General features: G+C 62.9%; 15 protein-coding genes. 7 read left to right on the top strand and 8 right to left on the bottom strand.

Annotated elements, in window-relative coordinates; all coding sequences use genetic code 11:
* Positions 1 to 37: 37 nt before the first annotated feature.
* The 3 genes from KIH75_RS01955 to KIH75_RS01945 form a co-directional block, all read right to left on the bottom strand.
* Positions 38 to 1,087 carry a zinc-dependent alcohol dehydrogenase family protein gene (locus KIH75_RS01955; RefSeq protein WP_420829161.1) on the bottom strand — a complete coding sequence of 350 codons (1,050 nt, stop codon included), beginning with the start codon at positions 1,085 to 1,087 and terminating at the stop codon, positions 38 to 40.
* A 98-nt stretch (positions 1,088 to 1,185) separates the two neighbouring features.
* The gene (locus tag KIH75_RS01950) at positions 1,186 to 1,656 is read right to left on the bottom strand and encodes a MerR family transcriptional regulator (RefSeq protein ID WP_219055130.1); all 471 of its coding nucleotides are present in this window, start codon (positions 1,654 to 1,656) and stop codon (positions 1,186 to 1,188) included.
* Positions 1,657 to 1,771: 115 nt separating this feature from the next.
* Entirely contained in the window at positions 1,772 to 2,230 is a 459-nt protein-coding gene (locus KIH75_RS01945; protein WP_219055129.1) for a GtrA family protein, read from the bottom strand.
* A 175-nt stretch (positions 2,231 to 2,405) separates the two neighbouring features.
* On the opposite strand from KIH75_RS01945, the gene KIH75_RS01940 reads away from it, so the two are divergent.
* The 4 genes from KIH75_RS01940 (at position 2,406) to KIH75_RS01925 (ending at position 7,429) form a co-directional block, all read left to right on the top strand.
* Positions 2,406 to 3,527 carry a 5-methyltetrahydropteroyltriglutamate--homocysteine S-methyltransferase gene (locus KIH75_RS01940; protein ID WP_219055128.1) on the top strand — a complete coding sequence of 374 codons (1,122 nt, stop codon included), beginning with the start codon at positions 2,406 to 2,408 and terminating at the stop codon, positions 3,525 to 3,527.
* A 125-nt stretch (positions 3,528 to 3,652) separates the two neighbouring features.
* Positions 3,653 to 5,449 carry a bifunctional ADP-dependent NAD(P)H-hydrate dehydratase/NAD(P)H-hydrate epimerase gene (locus KIH75_RS01935; RefSeq protein ID WP_219055127.1) on the top strand — a complete coding sequence of 599 codons (1,797 nt, stop codon included), beginning with the start codon at positions 3,653 to 3,655 and terminating at the stop codon, positions 5,447 to 5,449.
* A 167-nt stretch (positions 5,450 to 5,616) separates the two neighbouring features.
* Positions 5,617 to 6,678: a nuclease-related domain-containing protein gene (locus tag KIH75_RS01930; RefSeq protein WP_219055126.1), complete on the top strand. Its 1,062-nt coding sequence runs from the start codon at positions 5,617 to 5,619 to the stop codon at positions 6,676 to 6,678.
* Positions 6,679 to 6,793: 115 nt separating this feature from the next.
* Positions 6,794 to 7,429 (top strand): HAD family hydrolase, encoded by a 636-nt coding sequence (locus KIH75_RS01925; protein WP_219055125.1) that lies wholly within the window; start codon positions 6,794 to 6,796, stop codon positions 7,427 to 7,429.
* A 117-nt stretch (positions 7,430 to 7,546) separates the two neighbouring features.
* Here KIH75_RS01925 and KIH75_RS01920 read toward each other — a convergent pair whose 3' ends face one another.
* On the bottom strand, positions 7,547 to 9,448 hold the full coding sequence (locus KIH75_RS01920) for an ABC transporter ATP-binding protein (RefSeq protein ID WP_219055124.1): 1,902 nt from the start codon (positions 9,446 to 9,448) through the stop codon (positions 7,547 to 7,549).
* Positions 9,448 to 11,331, bottom strand: coding sequence for an ABC transporter ATP-binding protein (locus KIH75_RS01915; RefSeq protein WP_338024265.1), 1,884 nt, complete (start codon positions 11,329 to 11,331; stop codon positions 9,448 to 9,450). The genes KIH75_RS01920 and KIH75_RS01915 overlap by 1 nt, the downstream gene beginning before the upstream one ends.
* Before the next feature lie 250 nt (positions 11,332 to 11,581).
* Here KIH75_RS01915 and KIH75_RS01910 point away from each other — a divergent pair, with 250 nt between their 5' ends.
* The gene (locus tag KIH75_RS01910; protein WP_236027950.1) at positions 11,582 to 12,613 is read left to right on the top strand and encodes an adenosine deaminase; all 1,032 of its coding nucleotides are present in this window, start codon (positions 11,582 to 11,584) and stop codon (positions 12,611 to 12,613) included.
* Positions 12,614 to 12,655: 42 nt separating this feature from the next.
* Here KIH75_RS01910 and KIH75_RS01905 read toward each other — a convergent pair whose 3' ends face one another.
* Entirely contained in the window at positions 12,656 to 13,129 is a 474-nt protein-coding gene (locus KIH75_RS01905) for a hypothetical protein (protein ID WP_219055123.1), read from the bottom strand.
* A gap of 42 nt (positions 13,130 to 13,171) precedes the next feature.
* The gene (locus tag KIH75_RS01900) at positions 13,172 to 13,480 is read right to left on the bottom strand and encodes a hypothetical protein (protein ID WP_219055122.1); all 309 of its coding nucleotides are present in this window, start codon (positions 13,478 to 13,480) and stop codon (positions 13,172 to 13,174) included.
* A gap of 335 nt (positions 13,481 to 13,815) precedes the next feature.
* Here KIH75_RS01900 and KIH75_RS01895 point away from each other — a divergent pair, with 335 nt between their 5' ends.
* Both KIH75_RS01895 and KIH75_RS01890 read left to right on the top strand, forming a co-directional pair.
* Positions 13,816 to 14,016, top strand: a complete 201-nt coding sequence (locus KIH75_RS01895; RefSeq protein ID WP_219055121.1) for a hypothetical protein — start codon at positions 13,816 to 13,818, stop codon at positions 14,014 to 14,016.
* Entirely contained in the window at positions 14,013 to 14,801 is a 789-nt protein-coding gene (locus KIH75_RS01890; RefSeq protein ID WP_236027962.1) for a hypothetical protein, read from the top strand. Before KIH75_RS01895 ends, KIH75_RS01890 begins: the two co-directional genes overlap by 4 nt.
* A 70-nt stretch (positions 14,802 to 14,871) precedes the next feature.
* On the opposite strand, the gene KIH75_RS01885 is transcribed toward KIH75_RS01890, so the two are convergent.
* Positions 14,872 to 15,285: a hypothetical protein gene (locus KIH75_RS01885; RefSeq protein ID WP_219055119.1), complete on the bottom strand. Its 414-nt coding sequence runs from the start codon at positions 15,283 to 15,285 to the stop codon at positions 14,872 to 14,874.
* Between the last annotated feature and the right edge of the window lie 58 nt (positions 15,286 to 15,343).

Raw genomic sequence — 15,343 nt, 5'->3', positions numbered from 1 at the left:
CCCGATGGGACGGACGCGCCTCGTGATAGAACGCGGATCAGACCTCGCTGATGCGCAGCAGGGACTTGATGGTCTCGCGGCGATCCATCGCGTCGTACGCGGCCTGGATGTCGTCGAGGGTGAATTCGGCGGTGAACACGCGGCCGGGGTGAATTTCGCCCTTGAGCACGAGTTCGAGCAGATGGTCGACCTCGGTGTCGTAGTGGCGCACCGGGGCGGGGCCGCCGCGCAGGCCGACGTTGCGGTAGAACAGGCCGGGAATATCCGCTTCGACGCCATGGGGCAGACCGACGCGGCCGACGATGGCGCCGCAGCGGGCGACCTTCATCGCGGTGTCGTTGGACAGGGCGGAACCCACGCATTCGAGCACGGCGTCCGCACCGTACCCGTCGGTCATTTCCATGATGCGGGCCACGGCCTCGTCGCCACGCTCCTCGACGATGTCGGTGGCGCCGAACTCGCGGGCCAGCACCTGACGGTCGGCGTGACGGCTCATGGCGATGATGCGCTTGGCGCCGCGGATCTTGGCGGACAGCACGCCGCACAGGCCCACCGCACCGTCGCCGAACACCACGGCCGTGTCGCCGGGCTTGACCTCGGCGGAGGCGGCCGCATGGTAGCCGGTCGGCATCACGTCGGACAGTGCGAGCAGGTCGGCGAGCATCTCATCGGAGAAGGTCTTCGCGTCGCCGGGCACCACGACAAGCGTGCCGTTGGCGTGGGGCACGCGCAGGTATTCGGCCTGGCAGCCCAAACCTTCGCCGCCGAAATAGCCGCCGTGCGGGCAGGACGATTCGAAACCGGCCTTGCACACCGGGCATTCGCCGCAGGAGTAGGGGAACGGCACGATCACGAAATCGCCGGGCTTGGCGATGGTGACGTCGGCGCCGACGGATTCGACCACGCCGATGGATTCGTGGCCGGTCTGGGTGTTGGCTTCACGGCCATCACGGAAGAACCACAGGTCGGATCCGCACACGCAGGCGCGCACCACGCGGATGATCGCGTCGTCGGTTTCGACGAGGACCGGCTTGGGCCGTTCCTCACAGGCCATGGTTTTGATGTCCTTATAGACTGCTGACTTCATTGGTCGCTCCTTCATCGGTCGATATGGGGTTCACAGAGGTTGCGATATGCGTGTTGCATATGTGGCTGCAATGTATATGGAATGGGTCGCCCCGTCCGTCAGACGTCGGTCGACTCGTGCTGTTGGCGTTTGACCGCATCGACGATGTCGCGGTTCTCGGCCAGCAGACGTTCCGCCTCATCCGGATGTCCTTCCGCGACGGCCCTCCAATACAGGGTTTTGAACGACACGTACGCCTGCTGCATACGGATGCTTTCGGCTTTGGCCGCCAGACGCAGCGCCTGCTTGTCCAACAGCTCGATCTGCCTGCGAGCGCCTTCCTGTCCGTCGACGACGTTGGCGAGGTATTCGCGCATGGCGCTGAGCGGCATGCCGGTCGCGGATAGGCAGGAGATGGTGATCAGCGATTGCAGGTCGTCATCCGAGTACATGCGGTGCCCGGAGCTGGGGTCGCGGGCGATCGGCTTGATGATGCCGATCTGCTCGTAGTAGCGCAGGGTGGTTTCCGGGAGTCCGGAGATCATCGAGGCTTGCCGGATCGTGTGCCAGGTGCTTGTCGTTTTGCCCATGGTTCGAACTCTAAGAACTTCGAGTACTTGAAGTCCAATGCCGGTGTGTTGCGTCGGTGTCGTGTCGACGCCTGTGATCGTGTGATCGTGTGATTGCGTGACGGTTCGGACGGGTTCAGCGGAAGATGACGTGCTTGCACAGGGGGTATCCCCATGCGAACTGGCATGCCATGGTGAGGAATTTCACCAGGATCGCGTTCCATCCGAAGGTTGCGGGCAGCCATGTGAGCATGGTGGAGCCGAAGAGGTAGTTCCATACCCATAGGAGGATGAACAGTGCGACGCTGCGTGCGAAGTTGCTGGATGATTTGAACGTCACGTTGCGGTTCATGAGGAAGTTGTAGGACGCGGATAGCACGATGGCGACGGCGTTGGCCGCGGCCGAGGGTACCGACAGCAGGTGCAGGATGGCGAAGGAGCCGAATTCGACGAGGGTTTGCGTGGCGGAGACCATCAGGTATGGCAGTAGCGTTCTGCGCGGTTTGGCTTCGGCGTTCCCCACCTGTGTTTTCCGTGGTTCCTTGGATTCCTGCGTCCGTTCGTCCGTCATCTCATCCGTCGTTTCGCCTGTCATCGCACGCGCCCCATTCCCGGTCATCGTTCCGTATGTTCCTGTGAATCGCGGCCCCAGTATAGACGTGGCCCGCGCCTTCCGATATGTTTGTGCCGCGTTCGAGGATGACGGAGTACCATACTGTAGGTTTCGTCAATTCGATTGCCAATCGCAAGCCAATAGCCAAAGGAGAATCATGGCATATTCCAAGAACGCGCCGTTCCGTGCCGATGTGGTCGGTTCCTACCTGCGCCCGGCCGAGCTCAAGCAGGCCCGCGCCGATTTCGCCGCCGGCACCATCGACGCCGCCGGTCTGAAGGCCGTCGAGGACAGGCTCATCACCGATCTGGTCGCCAAGCAGAAGGCCGCCGGCCTGCATGTCATCACCGACGGCGAGTTCCGACGCGGCTGGTGGCATTTCGACTTCATGTGGGGCTTCAACGGCGTGGACCATGTCGCCGCCGCCCACCGTGTCGCCTTCCATGACGAGGTCACCCCCGCCGACACCGCCACCGTGACCGGCAAGCTGGACGGTCATGACCATCCGTTCGTCGAGCATTTCAAGTTCGTCAAGCAGTTCGAGGATGAGAACACCGTGGCCCGTCAGACCATGCCCTCCCCCGCGCAGACCCGTTTCGTGCTCACCGGCAACAAGAACGCCTACCCGTATGACGAATACTACAGGGATGATGACGAGCTGACCGCGGATATCGTGGCCGCGTACCGTCAGGTCATCGCCGACCTGTATGCCGCCGGCTGCCGTAACGTGCAGTTCGACGATTGCACGTGGACCCGCCTGTGCGACAGGAGCGTGCGCGAGCGCCTCGGCTGGAGCGATGAGGACGCGGCCCGTCTGCAGCAGGAGAATCTCGACGTGATCAACGCGGTGATCGCGGACCAGCCCGCCGACCTGGCGATCAACACCCACATCTGCCGCGGCAACTTCCACTCCACCTGGCTGTCGTCCGGCGGCTACGCCCCGGTCGCCGCCAAGCTGTTCGGCGAGGAGAACGTGAACGCCTACTATCTGGAGTTCGACGACGACCGTTCCGGTGATTTCGCGCCGCTGGCCGAAGTCTCCGGCGATAAGAAGGTCGTGCTCGGCCTCGTCACCTCCAAGAGGCCCGAACTTGAGGATCCGGAAGCCATTAAGGCCCGTATCGCCGAAGCTGCCCGGTATGTGCCGCTCGACCGCCTGTGCCTGTCCACCCAGTGCGGCTTCGCCTCCACCGAGGAAGGCAACAAGCTCACCGAGGAACAGCAGTGGGCCAAGATCGCCCTTGTGCGTTCCATCGCCGAAGAGGTTTGGGGCGAGTAAGCCGAACCGACGCGCCCATGTGAGCAACGCCCGATGCGGAAAGCCCCGAGCCTTCCGCATCGGGCGTTCCCGTACCCGCGCATGTACTACAGTGTGTTCTAATACGTCTCGGAAGGAAGGGTTCCATGGACATCGCCAATGATGCTGACCGCCTGCAAATGCTGTTGTACAGCGCCTACGATTCCGATACCGTGCGCGATATGGAGCGTCCGCTGCTCGATGATGGCACGCCGTTGATGCGCATGGCCGCCTCGGCTGCGGCGCAGGTGACGATGACGCTGCTCGACGACGAGGATCTCGCAGTGGAGGATGCCCGCATCACCGTGCTCGCGGGCGCCGGGGACAATGGCGGCGACGGATTGTACGCCGGCGCCATACTGGCGCGGGAGGGCGCGCAGGTCACCGCGATCGCGACGGGGCGTTCCCTGCATGACGGCGCGTTCGCCGCGTTCGTGCATGCCGGCGGGCGCGTGCTGGTGCTTGATCCGAACGCCGAAATCCCCGGATGCGCCACCGGTTTCTCCGCCGGTGAGGCCGGGGAACGGCTGCAGGCCGCGGTCGAATACGCGCAAGGATCGCATGTGGTTCTCGACGCGATGACCGGCATCGGCGTGTCCGGCGCGTTGCGCAGCATCCCCGGCACCATCGCCGCCTCCCTCGGCTTGACTTCACGGCTGCCGGACCGCCCCGCGCTGCCCAACAACGAGCCTTCCGCCGACCTGCCGCTGGTGGTCGCGGTCGACACGCCTTCCGGTGTGGGCGTGAACGACGGTTCCCTGCCCGGCGCGTACATTCCCGCCGATGTGACGGTCATGTTCGGCGCGATGAAACCATGCGCGATGGTTCCGCCCGCCTCGTATGCCTGCGGCAAGCTGGTTCTGGTCGATTTCGGTTTCGATATCGACGGCACTGTTCCCGCCGTCGAAATGACGGATGGTGATTTCGTGGCGGATGCGATTCGTCTTCCGCGCTTGTCGGACGGCAAGTATTCGCGTGGCGTGGTCGGATTGGTGACCGGTTCCGCACGCTATCCCGGTGCCGCAGTGCTGACCGCGAAGGCCGCCGCCCGCACCGATACGGGCATGGTGCGCTACATGGGCCCGCAACGCGCGCAGGACATGGTGCTCGCCGCGCTGCCGGAAGCGGTGATCGGCAAGGGGCATGTGCAGTCCTGGGTTGTGGGATCGGGCGTCCCCTCCGGCGACGACAGGGACGACAAGGATATTCAGCGCGACACTATCGAGGCGCTGCTGCGGCATTACGCGATGCCGGGCGATACGGATGGTACGGGCGGCGACGAACGGGATGCGTCCGACGCGGCGGCCATGCCGCCCATCGCGGTGGACGCGGGCGCGTTGGATCTGCTGCCCGACCATGTGCCGCACCAAGTGGTCATCACCCCGCATGCCGGCGAATTGGCCCGGCTGCTGAACCGTCTGCACGGTGAGGATGCCGATGGCGAGCCGGTCGACGCGAGCGACGTGCAGGCCGAACCACTGCGGTATGCGACGATGGCCCATGAGCTGACCGGCGCGACCGTGCTGTTGAAGGGTGCCGTCACCATCGTGGTCGGAGCGGATGGCGACGGCGGTGACCGCGTCATTCTTTCCGGGCGCGCCCCGGCCTGGCTGGGCACCGCCGGCGCCGGCGACGTGCTCGCCGGTATGCTTGGCGCGTTGCTCGCCCAACAGGATGGCACATTGCCCGCCAATCCCTCGTTCATCCCCGAAATCGCCGCCGCTGCCGCATACATGCATGGTCTTGCCGCCGCCGTGGCCTCCGGTTCGGAACAGCGAGGCTGGCATAGGCCCGAACTGTACGGTCATACGGAGAAGCAGCGGTTCTCGTCGATCGGCCACCCGATCGTCGCCACCGATGTCATCGACGCCATTCCGCAGATGTTCGACGAACTGATCCGTTGACCAAGCCGCCCGGTCCGGGCGACGCATCTTTCATCCTCATAAACCCCTTGACGGCAAGTGGCCGCCAAGGGGTTTCTTCGATATACTGGCCTCGGTTGTGCAAACGTAATCAATGATTGCAAACGTAGTCACCGTTGACATCAAAAAACCGAGGGAAGAAACCGCACATGGACATTTCACAGACCATCTCATCCTTACTGAAAGGCCTGATCCTACTGCTCAATCAGATGCCGTTTCTGCTGTTCGTCTACGCCATCGTCGCCGTGATCATCACCACGGTGCACCGGATCAAGCGCAACCCCTCCCTCAAGAGGGGGCTGGCCCGCAAGCTTTCCGAAGTGGTCGACAGCGCGAACAACAACACGTACGGATCCGACGATTCGGATTCCGACAATCCCAACGCCCCGGACCCGTACACTACTTCCTCACTGCTCAACGGCTACTCCCAGGGCGTCACATCGACCAATACGGAATCCGAGCCGCTGCCCGAAAGCACGCTCCGCAACCCGACGCCGTTGCCGCCCGGCTTCGTGCGCCTTGACTCCCCCGCCGCCACGACTTCGGCGGCAAGCGCCAACAGCACGACCGCAGCCGCAACCGCCCCGGCATCAACCGCCGGAGCCGCCTTCGGCACCGCGCATGCGGGCGCGGCCGCAAGCATCGCCGCCATGCTGCGCAACCTGCCCGCCGACTACCATGTCATCGACGAGGTGATGATCGCCAACGGCGCGGGAACCTCCAGCGACCACGCCACCACCGCGACCCTCGACCATGTGATCGTCTCGCCGTACGGCATATTCGTCATCGACGAGAAGAACCCCATGGCCGACCGCATCGAAGGCGACACGCAGGACATGCATTGGCGCGCCGGATGGAGCAAGGACGGGCGCATCAACGGACCCGTCAACGACATGGTCAACCCCGTATTGGAGAACGTCCGCTACCTGCAGGCGCTTTCGCACATCATCGGCGTGCCGCTCGACCGGTTCGTCTCGATCATCGTGTTCTGCGGCGACGGATTCGACCTGAGCGCGTTGACCGGGCGCAAACGCCTGCTCTCCAGCACCAAGGGCATGCCCTATCCGACCCGCATCATCACGAGCGCCGAACTGCCCGGCGTGTTCGCCGACTACCGCACGCCGTTGCTCGACGCCTTCACCGTGCAGATGAAAACCACAACCATCGGCTCGCTGAGCGTCGCACGCCCCAACACCGGAACCGGCATCTGATCGAACAACCCAAACGCCCCTTCCCCCATACCCGGCTGCGAGACGAAGGCACCGGTGTGCGGGCCGGTACGTTACACTGGCGGTGCTGATATCCGTTGTTCAGAAGGGTGTTCCGATGACTTCCGCATCTTGCGCCATCACCGATGTAATCTTCGATTTCTGCGGCGTCGTGGTGGATTGGCAATGCCGCGCCGCGTTGGAGGGGCGCTACCCCGCCGAACTGGTCGACCGCATCTGCGCGGATGACGATCCGTGCGGCTTTTTCGACTATGAGGATCGTATGGATCACGGCGAACTGGTCGCCCAGGTGCTGCCCGACGTGGAACGAGAGCAGGGCAAGGAGCTTGCGGGCATCTTCGCGGATTACATCGCGCGCTACGGCGACGCGCTGCCCCGCATGATCCCCGGCATGGAGGAGCTGTTGGGCGATCTGCGCGAGGCGGGCTACGGCGTGTGGGGCCTGACGAACTGGTCGTCCGAAACGTTCCATTTCGCCTTCGAGAAATTCCCGCAGCTCGAACGGCTGCTGAACGGCACGGTGGTGTCCGGCGTGGAGAAGAAGTTCAAGCCGAACGCGGACTTCTACGAGCTGGCGTTGCAGCGCTTCGGCTTGAATGCCGGTCAATGTGTCTTCTTCGATGATACGGCGAAGAACGTGACCGGCGCCGAGAACGTAGGCATCCGCGCGTTCCGGTTCACCGACGCGCAGCAGGCGCGACGCGACCTGGAATCCCTCGGGCTGAAGTTCTGACCTTCCGCGCGTTCACCTTTATACCCATACATACGAAGGCGGGCGGCCATGCATCCGAAGTGCATGACCGCCCGCCTTTCTCGGTCTCTCGTCTCTCGTCGCGCCTGCCCCGCCCGGTTACCGGATCTCCTTGCCTTTCAGACCGGTGTAGAGCGTGTAGTAGCGGCCCTGCTGGGCGATGAGCTCCTCGTGCGTGCCGCGTTCGATGATGCGGCCCGCCTCGATCACCATGATGCAGTTGGCGTTGCGGATGGTGGACAGTCGGTGCGCGATCACGAACGTGGTGCGGTCCTTCATCAGCTGGTCCATGCCCTCCTGCACCAGCGCTTCGGTACGGGTGTCGATCGATGAGGTGGCCTCGTCGAGGATCAGCGCCGGCGGATCGGCCACGGCCGCACGCGCGATGGCCAGCATCTGGCGCTGCCCCTGGCTCAGGGACGCGCCGTCCGCGGAAAGCTGCGTATCGTAACCGTTCGGCAGCTTTTCGATGAACGAATCGGCGTTGGCGAGCTTGGCCGCGGCGATGACCTCCTCATCGGTGGCGTCGAGGCGCCCGAAGCGGATGTTCTCCATGATCGAACCGGAGAACAGATGCGTATCCTGCAGCACCATGCCGAGCGAGCGGCGCAGATCGCCCTTGCGGATATGCGTCACGTCGATCCCGTCATAGGTGATCCGGCCGGAATCGATGTCGTAGAAGCGGGTGATCAGGTTGGTGATGGTGGTCTTGCCCGCGCCGGTGGAGCCGACCAGCGCGATCTTCTGACCGGGCTTGGCGAACATCGACATGTCGTGCAGGATCACCTTGCCTGGCACGTAGCTGAAGGTCACGTCGTTGAGGCGGATGTCGCCGCGCATGGGCCGGATGTCACCGGTTCGCGTATCCTTCCAACCCCACAGGTCGGTGCGGCGTTCGGATTCGCGCAGCGCACCGGTTTCGTCGCGGGCCACGTTGACCAGGGTGACGGCGCCCTCGTCGATCTCCTCAGGCTCATCCATCATCCTGAAGATACGGTCGGCGCCCGCCAGGCCCATGACGATGGCGTTGAGCTGCTGGCTCACTTCGCTGATCGGCATGGTGAAGCTCTTCACGAAGGTCAGGAAGCTGACCAGCGCACCCAACGTCAGGCCGGTGCGCCCGGTGATGGCGAGCCAGCCGCCCACGAGCGCGCACAGCACGTACGCCACGTAGCCGAGCTGGTTGTTGATCGGGCCGAGGAAGCCGGAGAACCGGTTCGCCTTGTCGGAAGCGTCGAACAGTTCGCCGTTGAGCTTGCGGAAATCATCCTTCGCGGCCTGCTCGTGGGTGAAGACCTTGACGACCTTCTGGCCGCTCATCATCTCCTCCACGTAACCGTTGAGCTTGCCGACGGACTTCTGCTGTCTGGTGAAATAGGTGCCGGATTTGCCGGTGAGGATCTTCGTGATCCAGACCATCACCGCGCTCACCGCCAGCACGACCAATGTCAGCGGCACGCTCAGATACACCATGCTGCAGAACACCATCACGATAGTGAATATGGAGTTGATGATCTGCGGCACCGACTGGGAGACCAGCTGGCGCAGCGTATCGATGTCGTTGGTGTACAGGCTCATCACGTCGCCGCGCGTATTGCGGTCGAAGTAGCCGAGCGGCAACTTCTGCATGTGGGCGAACATGCGGTCGCGCAGGCGGCGCATGAACCCTTGCGTGACGAAGGCCTTGAGGATCGAGCTGCCGGCGAACGCGGTGACGCCGCCGAAACCGAACAGCAGCGCCATGTGCAGCACCGCGGTCAGCAGCGGGCCGAAATCATGGACACCGGAAGTGAGCATCGGCGTGATGTAATCGTCGATCAGCGTCTGGAAGAACAGGTTGCATTTGACCTGCGCGAAAATCGTCACCAGGGTGAACAGGATGACGAACGTGTATTGCACGCCGTACTCCTTGAACACGAATTTCATCAGACGCAGGAAGATGCGCATCGGATGTTCCAGTTCGGGCTTGCCGCCCTTCATCTTCGGATGTGGTCCCGGCATCAGCGATCCTCCTTTCCATCGGTTGCGTCGGTCGCGTCGGTCGCGGCTGCGGCAGGCGTCTTGACCGTATCGGCGGCCATGGCGGCCTCGTCGAAATCGCCGCCGCCCTGCGACTGCAGTTCGAAGATGCCACGGTAGATGTCGTTCGACGCCACCAGCTCGTCATGCGTGCCCACGCCGGAGATACGGCCGTCGTCGAGCACCACGATCATGTCGGCGTCGCGCACGCTGGAGATGCGCTGCGCGATGATGATCTTCGTGACGTCCGGCAGATACGTGGCGAAGGAGCCGCGGATGCGCGCGTCGGTGGCCGTGTCGACCGCGGAAGTGGAATCGTCCAGGATCAGCACCTTCGGATCCTTGAGCAGTGCGCGGGCGATGCACAGGCGTTGCTTCTGGCCGCCGGAGAAGTTCTGCCCTCCCTGTTCGACGGGAGCCTCATAGCCTTGCGGCAGGCTTTCCACGAAGTCGCTGGCGCAGGCGATGTCGCAGGCACCCTTGCAGTCGTCGATGGTGGCGTTGGGATTGCCCCAACGCATGTTGCTCAGAATGGTGCCGCTGAACAGCACGTTGTTCTGCAGTACGACGGAGACCTTGTCGCGCAGCACGGTGCGATCGTAGTCGCGCACATCCACGCCGCCGACCTTCAGGCTGCCGGCGGTCACATCGTACAGTCTCGGAATGAGGTTGACGAGCGTGCTCTTGGCGGAACCGGTGCCGCCGATGACACCCACCACGGTGCCCGCGGGAATGGTGAGATCGATATCGGACAGCACGTTCTTGCGTGTCTTGCCGGACAGGGCCACCGCGGCCTCCATGCGCTTCTTCGCCGTGGGATCGTTGGCGGAGAAGCTCACCTCCGGGTAGGCGAAGTCCACGTGGCTGAATTCGATGGAACCGTCGCGCACCTCCGTCACGGGATGTTCGGCGGCGGCCATGTCGTCCTTTTCGGTGAGCACTTCGACGATGCGCTTGGCGCTGGCCGTGGACATGGTGATCATCACGATCGTCATGGACAGCATGACCAGGCTCATGAGGACGTTCATGCAGTACATGAGCAGCGATGCCAGATCGCCCGTGGTGAGCTGGTTCTGCACGATCAGGTGCGCGCCGATCCAGCTGATGAGCAGCATGCACGTCCAGATGGTCGCCTCGATCACCGGGTCGACCGCGGACAGTATGAGTTCGGCTTTGAGGAAGATGTTGTAGATGCGCTTCGACGTGGCTTTGAAAACCTTGGTCTGCATGGTTTCGCGGTCGAAGGCCTTGACTGCGCGCATGGCGGTGACGTTCTCCTGCACGGATTCGTTCATCGCATCGTACTGCGGGAACGCCTGGCGGAAATGGACGGAGGCACGGCTCATGAGGAAGCCGAGCACGATGCCGAGCACCACCACGGCGCCGAGGAAGATCGACGCCATGGTGCCGGAGACGAGGAACGCCATGCACATGGCGATGATGAGACTGGAGAAGGCGCGCGGCACCATACGCAGAATCATCATGTAGGCGTTCTGGATGTTCATCACGTCCGTGGTCAGGCGGGTCACCAGACTGGGCGTGGAGAACTTGTCGATGTTCGAGAACGAGAACGTCTGAATGGCGTCATACTGGTCCTGGCGCAGGTTGCGGGCGAATCCGGTCGCCGCACGTGAGCCGAACACCGACCCCATGCATCCGGCGAGCAGACCGATCAGGGCCACGCCGACCATGATGGCCGCCGTACGCTCGATCACACCCATATTGCCTTGTTCAACACCGTTATCGATCAACGTCGCCATCAGCAACGGAATGATCATTTCGCAGCACACTTCGGCGATCATCCACAGAGGGGTCGCGATGGACGCCCTCTTGAACTCGCCGACGTGGCGCAACAGCTCCTTCACCGTTCTCAAATCGTCTCCCTGGTTCAATGGTCAAACCGCCCCAGACTACCAACGGCGCGAGCCAATAAGAGACCGTGAATCGCGGACGGCCCGCACCATGAACGAGCATGGCACGAGCCGGGAAAGCGCCCTCCGGATCAGATTCAGCGAACGCCGTCGCCTGCGGCGTGGCCGTGTCGATCAATCCGCCGACACCCGGATTGTGCGGCTACAATGGCCCGTGAATCAGCGATCACAAGGAGGGGCGCGGATGTCCATGCAATCACACGTTTCCATCAATCAGGCTCTTCGCACGTTGCCGAAGGCCGAACTTCATCTGCATATCGAAGGCACGCTGGAACCCGAACTGGCATTGAGGCTCGCCGAACGCAACGGCGTGACCCTGCCGTTCTCCGATCTCGACGATCTGAAAGCGCATTACGAGTTCGAGAACCTGCAATCGTTCCTCGACCTGTACTACCAACTCATGTCCGTGCTGCGCACGCGGAAGGATTTCACGGATCTCATGCTCGCCTACCTGTCGCGCGCGCATGAGGACGGCGTGCGTCGCGCCGAAATCTTCTTCGATCCGCAGGTGCACATGAACAATGGCCTGAGCTATGACCTGGTGCTTGACGGATTGCTGGAAGGCCTGCGCATCGGCAAGGAACGTTACGGCATCGATGGCGGGCTGATCCTGTGCATCGTACGCGACCTGCCGGTCGCATCCGCGTTCGACGTGCTTGAACGGGCGGCGGCGCGAGCCGACGAGCTCATCGGCATCGGCTTGGATTCCGCCGAGGTCGGCTACCCGCCCGAGCTGTTCACCGCGGTATTCGAACGCGCTCGCGAACTTGGCTTGCACTGCGTCGCGCATGCCGGTGAGGAAGGACCGGCGCAGTATGTGTGGCAGGCGTTGGATGCGCTGCACGCCGAGCGCATCGATCATGGCGTGCGTGCGGTCGATGATGCCGCATTGGTGAAACGTCTCGCCGACGAGCATGTGGCGCTGACCATGTGCCCGCTGTCGAACCGCAGGCTGCAGGTGGTGCGGGATGTGGCCGAACTGCCCATCGCCGAACTGCTGCACGCCGGCGTGAAGGTGACGGTCAATTCCGACGACCCCGCATACTTCGGCGGATATGTCGGCGCGAACTATGAGGCGTTGTTGGAATGCGGTTTCGATCTGGACGCGCTTGCCATGATCGCCGAGAACTCGTTGAACGCCTCGTTCGCCAGCGCCGACGAAAAGGCAAGTTACGCCGCCGAATCGAAACAGTGGCGTGACGAGTATCTCGCCTGACCGGTTTCCGGTCCAGGCCGCAGCCGAGTCATACAAACCCGCTTATATGAACCGCTTATAAACTTGCCCCGCCTCGCCCTCGTCCAGCGGCAAGACGGGGCAAGTACATGCGCCAAGCTCTCGAAACGATGTTATCCGGCGAGCGCCGTGGTGTTGAGTATGAAGGTGGCGGCGGCGTTGCAGGCGGTGGTGAAAGCGGTTCCTGAGAAACCATGTCCGGCATCGGGGATGGTGAGCAGTGCTGATGATGCCGCGGCTGGCAAGATACCGCGCGTGTTCGGAGGTGTGGTCGTACGTATCGTTGAAACCGTGCGAGATGATCACGGTCGGGAACGTCATGCCGAGTTCCGTGCCGTCGATCAGTTCGGCGGGCACGTACAGCCGACCCGCAATGTGGAGGGTTCGCCTGGCTCCGTTTGCGCCGGTCATACCGGTTGAGGTGCGTGCGCAATCAAGCACGTAACCACTGTACCGTTCCGTCCGTTCAAGAATCGTAAGATCATCAAGATTCGTCATCTACAGCCGCCCTTTAACACGCAAGCCGCGCGTGGAGTTTCCTCACCTGACGTACCCCGCCGGCAGCGCCAACACCTTGATGCCCAACGCGTTAAGCACCCTGAATGTATTGGCGACATCCGTCTTCCCCTCGGTGATCAGGGATTCGATCACGCCGCCCTCGACGCCGGCCCTATCGGCAAGTTCCGATTCGCTAAGCCCCTGATAGTCCATCTCATCCTTGATGACACGAGCCAACTTGTCCGTCGTGTTGAAATAGAAACTCATCTGCCTGGGTTGGGGCTTGCTGAGAAACTCACGGATCTCTGGTTCCATCCCCGTCCAACGACTCAAATCGATAGTTGTTTCCACGGCATGCCTCCCTCTCCCCCATCATAACGCCAGCGCATGGCCATGCCTGCGGGCGGAACGCGACGCGATCAACGACTATCTTCATGCGGCGGCTCGCCGTCTGTTGGATGTTCCGCCCGTGGATGAGGAAAAGCTCGACGCGCAGCTTGACCTACTGCAAGCGCAGGTGGCCGATGCTCCGATTCTGCGCAATGAAGCGCTGCTTCAGTGAACGACTTCGTTTCGGGTTGGGGGCGCATGATGTGATGCGAGACCCGATCGTCTGATTCCGGGTGTCCGAGTACGCTGTTGGGGCAGAGGGTGACACGGTTTTGAGAAGAAAGGGGAACCTGCCAATGAGTACGGAAGATTCCGTCACGCCCGATCGGGACGGCAAAGTAAAGCATACGAAGCGTTTCGTCGCGGCCGGTGTGGCCGTGGCGGTGCTGCTGGCGGGCGGCGGCTGGGCGGGCTGGAACGCCTACGAGACGCACAGTCTGGAGGCGGCGCGTGCGCGGCGTGCGCGACGTCATCGGAGTCGCTGCGCGTGGCGATGAACGAATACAACACGCTCAGGAACGGGCGTGCCGCCAGCATGGCGGAGGTGACCGCCGAGCAGGTGGAGGACCAGAAGGCCGTGACCGCGTTGGCCGACGAGTTGAAGGCCCGGGAGCCGGGGACGGCCGCGTGCGTGGCCGACACCCGCGCCGACTACGAGAAGCAGACCAGCAGGGTGGACGCGAACCGCGCCTGGTACGCGAAGCACAAGGCGAGCCTGGCGAAGGCGGTGAAGTCTGTCGAAAAGTCGCGCGACGCGAGGACCATCGCGGACGCGGCCAAGCTCCTGAAGGACTCGAAGGGCAAGGTGGCCGACGAGAAGACCCGCACCGCGCTGGACAAGGCCATCAAGGCCAAGGACACGGACGCGGTGGCGAAGGCCGTGAAGGCGGTGGACGATTCCGTCAAGGCGAAGGAGAAGGCGGACGCGCAGGCCAAGGCGAAGGCCGCTCAGGAGGCCGCGGCGAAGGCGGCCGCCGAAGCCGCCGCCCAGGCCCAGGCCCAGGCCCAGGCACAGGCGCAGCAATCGTGGTCGTCCTCGGGTTCCGGCTACTCCAGCGGATATTCCAACGGGTATTCCGGCAGCGGGTATTCCAATACGTGGTCGGGCGGATCCTCGTCCGGTTCCACCGGTAGCGGCACATCTACACCGAGCGCGCCGAGTACCGGTTCTTCCGGAACGTCGTCCTCCGGGTCAACCGGCGGCAGTATCCACTACGACTGGGAAGATAATAACGGCGATCAGTACGATTGCAAGCCGGATCAGTTCTGCCCTATCGGCTGATTCTTCCCCTCCCCTTTCATGGCCCCGTGGCGTTCGCCGCGGGGCCTTTCCGTTCCCCACGGCGAACCCGTCACTGCACGGCAGAATCGGCATCATCCGACGTGGAGTCGAAGATCACGTTGGCTTCCACCGGGTGCGGCGTGCCACTGGGTGTGGTCCATTGACCCGTGTAGCGGCCATCGGCCTTCTCGAACGCGTCCAGCGTCAACCGGCTCGGCCCGAAAGGAAGCACAACATCCAAATCGATGGAATGAATGTTTCCTTCCCGCAGCCGGTGCCACATGCCGCACACGGCTCCTCGCACGGGATGATCCAAACGGAAGAACGCGATCACGTCACCGTGGAAACGCAGATCCGCATTATCGTCGAATTCGATATCCGCCAATAACGTGATGCGCCCGGTTTCGCCGGTCGTATCTATTCTGATACGTTCCACATGGCGTGAACCGCCGATCCCTTTGACTCCCTTGACTCCCCTATTCATAATCGCCTCCTGATCCGATACGGGCACGGCATGCATAACCTGGCCTCGATGCCGTCAT

This window comes from Bifidobacterium pongonis, assembly GCF_019331805.1.
In the GTDB taxonomy this organism is placed as follows: Bacteria; Actinomycetota; Actinomycetes; order Actinomycetales; family Bifidobacteriaceae; genus Bifidobacterium; species Bifidobacterium pongonis.
Note: the sequence above shows the minus strand (reverse complement) of the source record. Positions and strands in the feature narration are given on the sequence as shown.

What these genes read in the sequence shown, in the direction of transcription:
- KIH75_RS01930 (WP_219055126.1), top strand. Translation starts at nt 5,617, where the DNA reads ATGGACATTTCACAGACCATCTCATCCTTACTGAAAGGCCTGATCCTA.
- KIH75_RS01905 (WP_219055123.1), bottom strand. Translation starts at nt 13,129, where the DNA reads ATGACGAATCTTGATGATCTTACGATTCTTGAACGGACGGAACGGTAC.
- KIH75_RS01925 (WP_219055125.1), top strand. Translation starts at nt 6,794, where the DNA reads ATGACTTCCGCATCTTGCGCCATCACCGATGTAATCTTCGATTTCTGC.
- KIH75_RS01920 (WP_219055124.1), bottom strand. Translation starts at nt 9,448, where the DNA reads ATGCCGGGACCACATCCGAAGATGAAGGGCGGCAAGCCCGAACTGGAA.
- KIH75_RS01935 (WP_219055127.1), top strand. Translation starts at nt 3,653, where the DNA reads ATGGACATCGCCAATGATGCTGACCGCCTGCAAATGCTGTTGTACAGC.
- KIH75_RS01945 (WP_219055129.1), bottom strand. Translation starts at nt 2,230, where the DNA reads ATGACAGGCGAAACGACGGATGAGATGACGGACGAACGGACGCAGGAA.
- KIH75_RS01910 (WP_236027950.1), top strand. Translation starts at nt 11,582, where the DNA reads ATGTCCATGCAATCACACGTTTCCATCAATCAGGCTCTTCGCACGTTG.
- KIH75_RS01890 (WP_236027962.1), top strand. Translation starts at nt 14,013, where the DNA reads ATGAACGAATACAACACGCTCAGGAACGGGCGTGCCGCCAGCATGGCG.
- KIH75_RS01895 (WP_219055121.1), top strand. Translation starts at nt 13,816, where the DNA reads ATGAGTACGGAAGATTCCGTCACGCCCGATCGGGACGGCAAAGTAAAG.
- KIH75_RS01955 (WP_420829161.1), bottom strand. Translation starts at nt 1,087, where the DNA reads ATGAAGTCAGCAGTCTATAAGGACATCAAAACCATGGCCTGTGAGGAA.
- KIH75_RS01950 (WP_219055130.1), bottom strand. Translation starts at nt 1,656, where the DNA reads ATGGGCAAAACGACAAGCACCTGGCACACGATCCGGCAAGCCTCGATG.
- KIH75_RS01940 (WP_219055128.1), top strand. Translation starts at nt 2,406, where the DNA reads ATGGCATATTCCAAGAACGCGCCGTTCCGTGCCGATGTGGTCGGTTCC.
- KIH75_RS01885 (WP_219055119.1), bottom strand. Translation starts at nt 15,285, where the DNA reads ATGAATAGGGGAGTCAAGGGAGTCAAAGGGATCGGCGGTTCACGCCAT.